The sequence below is a fragment of the Mesorhizobium sp. P5_C1 genome (assembly GCF_054049815.1).
This window is the reverse complement of sequence record NZ_JBFULQ010000237.1, coordinates 1-8385: the sequence shown is the minus strand read 5'-3', so window position 1 is coordinate 8385 and position 8385 is coordinate 1. Positions and strand designations below refer to the sequence as shown.

Annotated in this window: 8 protein-coding genes; 2 read left to right on the top strand and 6 right to left on the bottom strand. The window is 63.2% G+C overall.

The genetic code is table 11. From position 1 onward, the window contains the following. On the top strand, nucleotides 1-2707 hold a 2707-nt coding region (locus ACXJ7R_RS18635), incomplete at its 5' end, for a DUF4118 domain-containing protein (protein WP_457153127.1). After that, on the top strand, nucleotides 2704-3396 hold the full coding sequence (locus ACXJ7R_RS18630; RefSeq protein ID WP_457153126.1) for a response regulator transcription factor: 693 nt from the start codon (nucleotides 2704-2706) through the stop codon (nucleotides 3394-3396). The genes ACXJ7R_RS18635 and ACXJ7R_RS18630, both read left to right, overlap by 4 nt. A 100-nt stretch (nucleotides 3397-3496) precedes the next feature. Here the strand turns inward: ACXJ7R_RS18630 and ACXJ7R_RS18625 are convergent, their stop codons facing one another. The 6 genes from ACXJ7R_RS18625 to ACXJ7R_RS18600 form a co-directional block, all read right to left on the bottom strand. Continuing rightward, on the bottom strand, nucleotides 3497-4933 hold the full coding sequence (locus ACXJ7R_RS18625) for an MFS transporter (RefSeq protein ID WP_457153125.1): 1437 nt from the start codon (nucleotides 4931-4933) through the stop codon (nucleotides 3497-3499). Between the two features lie 203 nt (nucleotides 4934-5136). After that, entirely contained in the window at nucleotides 5137-5619 is a 483-nt protein-coding gene (locus tag ACXJ7R_RS18620) for a DUF992 domain-containing protein (RefSeq protein WP_457153124.1), read from the bottom strand. 196 nt (nucleotides 5620-5815) lie between these two features. Further along, the gene (locus tag ACXJ7R_RS18615) at nucleotides 5816-6292 is read right to left on the bottom strand and encodes a DUF992 domain-containing protein (RefSeq protein WP_095084635.1); all 477 of its coding nucleotides are present in this window, start codon (nucleotides 6290-6292) and stop codon (nucleotides 5816-5818) included. A gap of 189 nt (nucleotides 6293-6481) precedes the next feature. Beyond that, on the bottom strand, nucleotides 6482-7333 hold the full coding sequence (locus ACXJ7R_RS18610) for a tetratricopeptide repeat protein (RefSeq protein ID WP_457153123.1): 852 nt from the start codon (nucleotides 7331-7333) through the stop codon (nucleotides 6482-6484). Between the two features lie 192 nt (nucleotides 7334-7525). Next, nucleotides 7526-7804 (bottom strand): 30S ribosomal protein S21, encoded by a 279-nt coding sequence (gene rpsU / locus ACXJ7R_RS18605; RefSeq protein WP_023810129.1) that lies wholly within the window; start codon nucleotides 7802-7804, stop codon nucleotides 7526-7528. A gap of 177 nt (nucleotides 7805-7981) precedes the next feature. Next, the gene (locus ACXJ7R_RS18600; protein WP_457153128.1) at nucleotides 7982-8368 is read right to left on the bottom strand and encodes an SET domain-containing protein; all 387 of its coding nucleotides are present in this window, start codon (nucleotides 8366-8368) and stop codon (nucleotides 7982-7984) included. Nucleotides 8369-8385: the final 17 nt, after the last annotated feature.

The window sequence follows — 8385 nt, the reverse complement described above, 5'->3', positions numbered from 1 at the left end:
ACCTTCTCCCGACGCGCTGCTCGATCATGCCGAGCGGGAGGAACGCGGCCGCCTGAGAATATTCCTGGGTGCGGCACCCGGCGTCGGCAAGACCTACGAGATGCTGATGTCGGGCCGCGCCAGGCTGGCCGACGGCGTGGACGTGGTGATCGGCGTCGTCGAGACGCATGGTCGCAAGGAAACACTGGCCCTGGTCGAGGGCTATGAGGTCATTCCCCGCCGCAAGGTCGACTACAAGGGGCGCGTCCTCGACGAGATGGATATCGACGCCATCCTCGCCCGGCGTCCGGCGCTGGTTCTCGTCGACGAACTCGCCCACACCAACGCGCCTGGCAGCCGCCACCCCAAGCGCTACCTCGACGTCCAGGAAATCCTGACGCGAGGCATCGACGTCTACACGACGCTCAATATCCAGCACGTCGAAAGCCTGAACGATGTCGTCGCCCAGATCACCAAGGTCAGGGTCCGCGAGACGGTTCCCGATTCCATCATCGACCAGGCCGACGATGTCGAGATCATCGATCTCACCCCCGACGACCTGATCAAGCGGCTCGAGGAAGGCAAGGTCTATTTCCCCAACACTGCCCAGCGCGCCATCGAGAACTATTTCTCGCCCGGCAACCTGACGGCGCTGAGGGAATTGGCGCTGCGCCGCACCGCCCAGCGCGTCGACGACCAGTTGCTGATCCATATGCAGGCGCATGCCATTCCCGGGCCGTGGGCTGCAGGCGAAAGGGTCCTCGTCTGTCTCGACGCGCGCCAGGGAGGCTCGGCCCGCGTCCGCTATGCACGCAGGCTGGCCGACCGGCTTCGCGCGCCGTGGACGGCGCTGCATGTCGACAGCCCTCGCTCGGCCAGCATGCCGGAGGAGGACAAGGACCGACTCGCCACGAACCTGCGCCTCGCCCAACAGCTTGGTGCCGAGGTGACGACCATTCCGGGTCAGAATTTGGCGCAGGACATCGTGCGTTATGCGACGGCGAACAATTTCACCCATATCGTGGTCGGCAGGCCGACCCGGTCGCGCTGGCGCGAATTGATCGAAGGCTCGCTCACCTACGATCTCATCCGCAATGCCGGTGACATCAGCGTCCATGTCATTTCTGGAAACGAACGCAACACCGAGGCGACGTCGAGGAACGTCAGGGCGGCGGACGAGCAGTGGCAGTTCCAGATATGGCCCTATCTCAAGGCCACGGCCTATGTCATGGGCTCGCTCGCCTTCGCCGTCCTTCTCGACCAGTTCCTGGACGTTCGCAACCTCGCCATCATCTTTCTCGTCGGGGTGCTGGCATCGGCGGTGACCGGCGGATTGTGGCCGGCTCTCTATGCCTGTCTCGCCAGCGCGCTCGCGTTCAACTATTTTTTCCTGGAGCCGCGCTACACACTGACGATCCGGGATCCGGAGAGCATCGTTGCGCTCGGCGTGTTCCTGGTTGTCGCCGTCATTGCTAGCAATCTGACGGTGCGCGTCCAGCGTCAGGCGATCGCCGCCCGCTCGCGGGCGCGGGCCACCGAGGACATCTACCTCTTTTCAAAGAAGCTCGCCGGCGCCGGCACACTCGACGACGTTCTCTGGGCCACCGCCTTCCAGATCGCCTCGATGCTGAAGCTGCGGGTGGTGTTGTTGCTGCCGGAAGACGGAACGATCACCGTCAAGGCCGGCTATCCGCCCGACGACACGCTGGCCGAGGCCGACATCGCAGCCGCCCGCTGGGCCTGGGAGCATGACCGTGCCGCGGGACGCGGCGCCGACACGCTTCCGGGCGCCAAGCGCCTCTATCTTCCCTTGCGCACCGGGCGCACGGCAATCGGCGTCGTCGGCCTCGACAACGACAAGCAGGGTCCGTTGCTGACGCCCGAGCAGCAGCGCCTGCTCGATGCGCTGGCCGACCAGGCGGCGGTCGCCATCGAGCGCATCCAGCTCGTCGCGGACGTCGACCGCGCCAAGCTCGCGGCCGAGGCGGACAGGCTGCGCTCGGCACTTCTCACGTCCATCTCGCATGATTTGAAGACGCCGCTCGCCGCCATCATGGGCGCGGCCGGCACGCTGAGGGAATTCGCACCGGCACTTCCCGAACAGGACCGGGCGGAGCTGCTGACGACCGTGCTAGACGAATCCGAGCGGTTGAACCGCTTTATCGCCAATCTGCTCGACATGACCAAGATCGAGTCCGGCGCGATGGAGCCGAACTATGCTTTCCATTATGTCGGAGACATCGTCGGTTCCGCCCTGCAGAGGGCCAGGAAAATCATCGCTGAGCACAAGACCGAGATCGACATCCCCAGCGATTTGCCGATGTTGAAAGTCGACCCCGTGCTGTTCGAGCAGGCGCTGTTCAATCTCCTCGACAATGCAGCGAAATACGCGCCGCCCGGCTCGACGATCCGGATACAGGGCTGGACCGACAATGGTTCCGTTATCCTGCAGGTCATGGATGAAGGGCCGGGCATCCCTCCCGGCGACCTGGAAAGGATTTTCGATACGTTCTACCGAGTGCGCAAGCGCGACCAGGTCCGCGCCGGCACCGGGCTCGGCCTGTCGATCTGCCGCGGCTTCATCGAGGCGATGGGGGGCACGATCACGGCGGCAAACCGAACCGACCGTTCGGGCGCGGTCTTCACCATCAAGATGCCGAAACCGGCGAACCAGCCCGATCTCGATGCCGCCAATACGGACGACAACGAAATGGGTGACTTGGCATGACAAACTCGAACGTCAGGATATTGGTTGTCGACGACGAGCCGCCGATCCGCAAGCTGCTTCGTGTCGGGCTCGGCAGCCAGGGCTACGCGATCAGCGAGGCGCCGAACGCCAAGGCAGCGATCGAACTGATGGATGCGGAGAAGCCGGATCTCGTCCTGCTCGATCTCGGCCTGCCCGGCATGGGTGGCCACGAGCTGTTGCGCAAATGGCGCGACGACGGCCTCGACATTCCGGTGGTCATCCTGTCCAGCCGCACCGACGAGGCCGGCATCGTCCAGGCTCTGGAACTTGGCGCCGACGACTATGTCACCAAGCCGTTCGGGATGAATGAGCTGGTTGCGCGCATCCGCGTGGCGCTGCGCCACAAGTTCCAGCAGCAAGGTGAAAAGCCGGTGTTCCAGACCGGCGACCTGTCCGTCGATCTGGTCAAACGCATCGTCAAGGTCGAAGGCAAGGACGTCAAGTTGTCGCCGAAGGAATACGAGATCCTGCGTATCCTCGTGCAGCACGCCGGCAAGGTGCTGACCCATCATTTCCTTTTGAAGCAGGTCTGGGGCGATTCGACCGACGTGCAGTATCTCAGGGTCTATGTGCGGCAGCTCAGGCAGAAGATCGAGAAGACCCCCGACCAGCCGCGCTATATCACCACCGAGACCGGTGTCGGCTATCGACTGCGAGAGGTCGAATAGAGGCCGTTCGACGTGACGCTCTATCTCTTTGTTTCAAAGCAATTCCCTTAGGGAAAGCGCCAATCGCTTTTCCCGGGTTTCACACTTTCCTCGAATTGCTTTAACCAACAGCCTCCTGCAGGTGGTTTGCCGTCGACGATGTCCGCAAGGCCGCGAGGCAGCCCACAACGCCGAGCGGCACGAAGGCAAGAAACAGCCAGGACGCGACATTCGCGGCCGCGTCATGATTCAGTCCTTCTGAAAAGCCGCTGGCATTGGCAACGATCCCGGCAAGTGCTGCGCCCACAGCGTAGCCGATGCGCTGCATGGTTGGCACGGCCGCCGAGGCGATGGTCTGCTCGTCCTCCGGGGCGGAGGCAACGATGACGCGCGTCAGGAACGGCCAGGCGATGCCGAAGCCGCCACCCTGCAGCAGGGCGCAAAGCAGGATCAGCGGAATGGAGCCCAGCGGTATCGTATAGGCAAAGCCGGCGATGCCTGCCGCGATCATCAGCGCGCCGCCAACGATGATCAACCGCTCGCGGTGCGGTGGCGCATTGGCGACGAGGATCGACAGGATCGACCAGGCGATCGATTCGGCGGCGATGATGTAGCCGGTGGTGAGCAGCGGGATGTTGTGCAGGCTGGTCAGGATCAGCGGCCCGTAGACGCCGAAGGAACAGGTCGCCACCGAAAAGGCGGCGACCATGGTCATGCCTGCGCCGACCGGTGTACGCCAAGAGAACAGCCGCGCCGGAAAAAGCCGGGAGCGCGGCTTCAGCGCGTCGATGTAGAAGAACAGCACCAGGCCGATGAGGCCGAGGGCCATCAGCACCGACGAGCGCAGCAGGGCGATGTCAACGCCTGCCGAGGCGATCAGCACCACGGCGACGGCAAGGCAGCCAAGCGCGGCGAATGGGAAGGGCGGCGCCTTGCCCGCGGTCGCCTGCGGCCTGGTGGCCTCGGGCGTGTTGAGGACAATCAGGCTCGCCAGCGCCATCGCAGTGCCGCCGAAGGTGAAGATACCAAAGGCCCAGCGCCATGACAAAAGCTCGGTCATGATCGCGCCGAGAAGCGGGCCGCTGAAGGCGGCGACGCCCCAGATCGCCGACATGATGCCGAAAAGCTGCGGCCAGATGGCGCGCGAGAACAGCCGTTCGACCGAGACGAAGGCCAACGACACCAACGCGCCGCCGCCAAGCCCCTCGATCAGGCGGCCGGCAAGGAACAATTGCATGGAAGGCGAGATGGCGCAGATCAGCGCCCCGGTGGCATAGAGGAGGGCGGCAACCACCATGTTGGTGCGCAGCGCCACATAGCTCACCAGCCGTCCCGCCGCGGCGCCGGCGACGATGGCGCCGAGTTCATAGATGGCCAAAGACCAGCCGACGAGCTGGACGCCGGCCAGTTCGCCGACCATGGCCGGCATCACCGTCGCCACCATCGTCTCGTTGGTGGCGTGCAGCAGGATGCCGAGGCTGATGAAGCAGAAACGCGCCAGGTCGCCGCTTGCCCACAAAGCGCGCCAGTCGACCCTGTTTGTGCTGATTCCGGTCATTTCCACCCCTGCCTTCCATATCTCGATGCCAGCGCATGGCGCCAGAAGCCAGTATGGGTTTCCGGCAGGACCATGCGCAGGCGGGAGCGTGCATCGCGCGCCGCGTCGAGGGCGCCGCTCCAGTCGGGGCAGGCTTGTAAAACCTCAACCGGGGTTGAGCTCAAGCGAAATTTTCGAGATTTTTTCGGGAGGCGACCGGGCGATCAATTCTCGGTGCTGCGCAACTGGAACTGACTGACGCCGATAGCGAGGTTGATGCCGGTCTGCGTCTGCAGGCTGAGTGGCTGCAGGGTGAAGGCCTGCGAGGAGCCGCCGACCAGCAGATTGGCGCCGGCGCCGACGGCGGCCGTTACCTCGGCGCTGGCGCCGATATAGTCGCCGGCCAGCGCGCCCGGCGCGTAGATGTTCTTCAGCGGTGTCAGCACGATCCACTGCATCACCGTCTGCTTCGTGGTGCCGATGTCGAGGCCGTATTTGTTGACGGCGCCGAAATAGGCTTCCGGTGCAAAGGTCTTGTCGGCGGGGTTGAAGGTGCAGCTCAAATCCTTGCTCGAGCCGAAGATGAAGCCGGTGCCGCCGCCGATGGCGCAATCCAGGACGCCGAGTTCGATGCCCTTGTCCTGTGCATGCGCCGCTCCGGCAAGCGTGGTGGCGAATATGGCAGCAGCGATGGCTGTCTTTGGCATGCAGTCCCCCCAGCGGTTCGGAACCGCTCTATCTCTTTGTTTTGACGCAATTCCCTAGGGAAAGCGCCACGCGCTTTTCCTGGCAAAACCGTTTCACCTTTTTCCCGGTATTGCCTAAGAATCAAACGGCGCGGAACCATCCTATCTGGTTCCGCGCCGTAAATAGAGGGTCGTGGGAGCGCATGGCTCCATGCAATTACTTGAGCGAGTGGATCAGCTCCAGCGAGGTCACGGCCACGGCGAGGTTGACGCCGGTCTGTGCTTGCACGCTGAGCGGCTCCAGCATGAAGGCGCTGTTGAAGCCACCGACCAGCAGGTTGGCGCCACCGCCTGTCACCACGCTGGCCTCGGCATTGACACCATAATAGCTGCCGGCGAGATCGCCCGCATCACGTTCGCGCGTTGCCGCCAGCACGGCCCAGACGAGCTGGCCCTGATGCGTCTGGCCGACATCGACGCCGATCTTGGAGATGACGCCGGTGTAAATCTCCGACGGTCCGTGGTGGTAGGGGCGGAAGACACAGGACACGCCCTTGTTGGAAGCGACGATGTAAGAGGTGCCGCCATCAATGGTGCAGTCGAGCGTTCCGAGCTGCAGCTTGCCGGCGCTGGCAGGGGCGGCGGCGAACACCGTCGTGGCGAGGGCCGCGGCGCAGGCGAGTTTCTTGATCATGGGAGGGTCCTTTCGCAAATTGCTTGGAATAACGGCTTGGGTGGCCAGACCGTTCCCCTGAAAACTTGGCGCGAACAAGGCACGCGCCAACACCTTGCCGCCGGGGTTAATGCGCGGTTGCCGGATTGATGGGTTTTCAAGAGCCGCGCGCTAGTTCGGGCGCACAACGGGCAGCGCTTTGATTGGCGCCTAAGTCGCACCGCTGACGCGGGCGAGGCCATCCTTGGCCGGCTGGTAGGTCGGATCAAGATGCACGGCTTCGCGGTAGGATTTCCCCGCCTTGACCTTGTCGCCGCGCCGCTCGTAGATCAGCGCCTGATTGGCCCAGGCCTCGGCGTTCTTGCCGTCGAGCTTGATCGCCATGTTGAAGTCGGCAAAGGCGTTGTCTTCGTCGTTGGTGGCCAGATAGGAAAGGCCGCGGCCGTTGTAGGGTTCGGCGGCGTCCGGCGCTAGCGAGATGGCGGTCGAGAAATCCTCGATGGCGAATTTGTGCTGGCCCTGGCTCTGATAGATCAGGCCGCGATTGTGATAAGCGCGCGCATCGGTGGTGTCGAGCTGGATTGCCTTCTGGAAGTCGTTGAAGGCATCCTGGGTGCGACCCGCCTTGCGGTAGAGATTGCCGCGGCCGATATAGGCGGCGTCATAATTGCTATTGATCTGGATCGAACGGTTGTAGTCGTCGAGCGCGGCCTTCTGATTGCCGAGGAAGCGCTGAATGAGCGCACGGTTCGAGTAGGCCTGGTAGAAATTCGGGTTGAGCTGGATGGCGGTGTTGAAATCCTGGAGCGCCGCCTGGTACTGGCCGCCACGGCCATAAGCGGAGCCGCGCACATTGTAGCCTTCGGGATCCTTGGGATTGCGCTGAATCACCGCCGACAGCGAGGAGATGTTCTCGCTCGAGCCTTGCGCCTTGTCGATGTTGTTGAATTCGCCTGTAGGGCCCGCCGTCTGGCAGCCGGCCAGCGCCAGCCCGGAAAGCAGGGCTGCCGTCAGGGCAAAGCCGCGCAATTGGGTTCTGCGCTCCACGCTGATTGCGTTCATGTCTGCCCTGTCCTCACTTCAGTCGCGTCACTCGGGTCCGGGTCCCCCCTCCGGGCCGGGTCAAAATTGTCGTAAAGCGTTAGAGCGTCTTTTGAGCGTTCAAGTGGACGCATGTCGCCCTAAACAAAAAGGTGGCGGCGATTCCGCATCGCGCCACCTCTGGTATCCTTCGAAAAGGACGAAAAATTGGCGTTAGAACCGCGGCGGGCGCGGAGCACCACCTGCACCGCCGGCGGCGCCAGCAGCAACCGGACGCGGCGTCATCGGCAGCAGGCCTTCGCGCTGTGCGCGCTTGCGGGCCAGCTTGCGGGCGCGGCGCACGGCTTCGGCCTTTTCACGGGCGCGCTTCTCGGAAGGCTTCTCGTAATGGCCGCGCATCTTCATTTCGCGGAAAATGCCTTCGCGCTGCATCTTCTTCTTGAGCGCGCGAAGCGCCTGATCAACGTTATTGTCGCGGACGAGTACCTGCACGGGCAATCCTGTCTTTCGGGTTTGATATCAACAGGCAAGCGGCCATAGCCACAAGCCTCCGCGGCGATCTACACCACGAATTGTGGCGGCTGATAGCAGAATCAGGCCGCGCTGTCCACAGCCGAAATGAACATCAGCGGCAAACCGCAGCCGGTTTGCCGCTGGATCGGGAGCCGACTACGCCGTAGCGAGGTGAAGCCGCTCGAAATCCTCGAAGAACTCACCATAGTCGCACGTGATCTCCTCCCCGGCCGCGATGTCGCGGGTAGCGATGGCGCCGCCATACTGCGAAAAATCCGTATTCGGCCGTTCGGCGTGATTCATGAAACGCCCATTGTCGACCTCATAGACCATGAAACCGGGACGGTCCGGGCTTGGATAGGCATAGCGGTCGAGCAATTCCCTCAGATGCGAGGGGGCTGCCTCGTATTTTTCCATCGGAATCAATCGGTCGAAATCCGGATCGAGCCGCCAGATCGAGGCGCCTTTCCTGATCGGTTCGGCGGCGAACACGCCGACGCCTTCGATTGCACTCGCAGCCACGTAGGTTCTGATCAGCATCATGGTTCCAGGACCTGTAT

What these genes read in the sequence shown, in the direction of transcription:
- ACXJ7R_RS18620 (WP_457153124.1), bottom strand. Translation starts at nt 5,619, where the DNA reads ATGCCAAAGACAGCCATCGCTGCTGCCATATTCGCCACCACGCTTGCC.
- ACXJ7R_RS18600 (WP_457153128.1), bottom strand. Translation starts at nt 8,368, where the DNA reads ATGATGCTGATCAGAACCTACGTGGCTGCGAGTGCAATCGAAGGCGTC.
- ACXJ7R_RS18625 (WP_457153125.1), bottom strand. Translation starts at nt 4,933, where the DNA reads ATGACCGGAATCAGCACAAACAGGGTCGACTGGCGCGCTTTGTGGGCA.
- ACXJ7R_RS18630 (WP_457153126.1), top strand. Translation starts at nt 2,704, where the DNA reads ATGACAAACTCGAACGTCAGGATATTGGTTGTCGACGACGAGCCGCCG.
- ACXJ7R_RS18615 (WP_095084635.1), bottom strand. Translation starts at nt 6,292, where the DNA reads ATGATCAAGAAACTCGCCTGCGCCGCGGCCCTCGCCACGACGGTGTTC.
- ACXJ7R_RS18610 (WP_457153123.1), bottom strand. Translation starts at nt 7,333, where the DNA reads ATGAACGCAATCAGCGTGGAGCGCAGAACCCAATTGCGCGGCTTTGCC.